The sequence below is a fragment of the Ideonella sp. P3_A4 genome (genome assembly GCF_056403075.1).
Genome location: NZ_JBFUGE010000964.1, coordinates 1 through 1,660 on the forward strand (window position 1 = coordinate 1; position 1,660 = coordinate 1,660).

1 protein-coding gene and 1 pseudogene are annotated in these 1,660 nt (G+C 67.7%); both read right to left on the reverse strand.

The genetic code is table 11. The features are described from left to right. A pseudogene (locus tag AC1DYI_RS34910) lies at positions 1 to 316 on the reverse strand (hypothetical protein); the annotation flags it as partial. Between the two features lie 74 nt (positions 317 to 390). Further along, positions 391 to 1,660, reverse strand: a 1,270-nt coding sequence (gene nadB, locus AC1DYI_RS34915; RefSeq protein WP_477208682.1) for an L-aspartate oxidase, incomplete at its 5' end; no start/stop codon positions are given.

Sequence of the window (1,660 nt, forward strand, 5' to 3'; positions counted from 1 at the left end):
TGCGCAGCAGCGCGTCCAGCTCCCAGACCAGCTTTTCCCAGCGGTCGAACAGCGTCGGCTCGCGGTAGGTCGACATCAACGGGTCACCACCACTGGCTTGGGTCGACTGGCGCTCGCGCCGCACGGTGGCCGCCTGTTCACTGTCGACCCAGGCGCCGCGTTCGAGCAGCATGACCAGTTGCGAGGCGCCCGTGATCACCTGGCCGGCGGCGAGCAACCGGCGGCCGGATTCGTCGTGCACGTGGAAGGGCAATGGCTGCCCGACGACGACCAAATCTCTGACAGTGACGAGCGGCGCGCGCTGCGCTTGACTCATGGGCTGGGCCCCTTGGCCCGTCGGTAACGAGCCCCGCTACTAGATGTAACCTATGTGGCGGTCTACGGCAAGCCTCAGCGCGGGCTGCTGCGCGCCGGCCTGGTCAACACCGTGGGGAAGCTCACGGGCAAAGTCAACGGAAAGTCGCGGCTGTAGTGCAGCCCACGGCTCTCATGGCGTACCAGTGCCGAACGCACGATCAGTTCGGCGCACTCCACCAGATTGCGCAGCTCCAGCAGATCGCGCGTGACTCGAAAGTTCGCGTAATAGTCGTCGATCTCGGTCCGCAGCAGCTCGATGCGGTGCAGCGCCCGCTCCAGCCGCTTGGTCGTGCGGACGATGCCGACGTAGTTCCACATCAGCAGGCGCAACTCGTCCCAGTTGTGGGAGATCACGACCTGTTCATCGGCGCTTTCGACCAGGCTCTCGTCCCAGGCCGGCACCGGCGGCACCACGTGTGTTTCGCTGCGCAGGATCGAGCCGGCGCAGGTGCGGCCGATCACCACACATTCGAGCAACGAGTTGCTGGCCAGCCGGTTGGCGCCATGCAGGCCGGTGTAGGTGGCTTCGCCCACCGCGTAAAGCCCTGGCAGATCGCTGCGGCCCTCCAGGTCGGTCACCACGCCGCCGCAGGTGTAGTGCGCTGCTGGCACCACCGGAATGGGCTGGCGCGCGATGTCGATGCCCAGCGTCAGGCAGCGCGCATGAATGGTCGGGAAGTGTTCCTTGAGGAAAGCTTCGCCCAGGTGCGTCGCGTCGAGCCACACATGGTCGACGCCGTGCTTCTTCATTTCGAAGTCGATCGCGCGGGCGACGATGTCGCGCGGCGCCAGCTCGGCCCGCTCGTCGTGCGCCGGCATGAAGCGTGGCCCCCACGGCTCTTCAGGCGTGGCGTGGCCATTCGCCGGCAGGCGCAGCACCGCGCCCTCGCCGCGCATCGCCTCTGTGATCAGGAAGCTGCGCTCTTGCGGGTGGTACAGGCAGGTCGGGTGGAACTGGATGAACTCCATGTTCGCCACCCGGCAGCCGGCGCGCCAGGCCATCGCGATGCCGTCGCCGGTGGCCGTGTCGGGGTTGGTGGTGTAGCGGTAGGTCTTGCCGACACCACCGGTGGCCAGCACCACGGCGCGGGCCGGCAGGGTTTCGACACGCTGGCTGTCGATGTCCAGCGCATACACGCCATGGCAGCGCGGTGGCGCGTCTTCGCGCTTCAGGTGCCGCTCGGTGATCAGGTCCACCGCCATCCAGCGCTCTTTCAGCGTCACCAGCGGGTGAGCCTTGGCGCGGGCCAGCAGCGCTTCGTGGATCGCGCGGCCGGTGGCATCGGCGGCATGGGCGATGCGG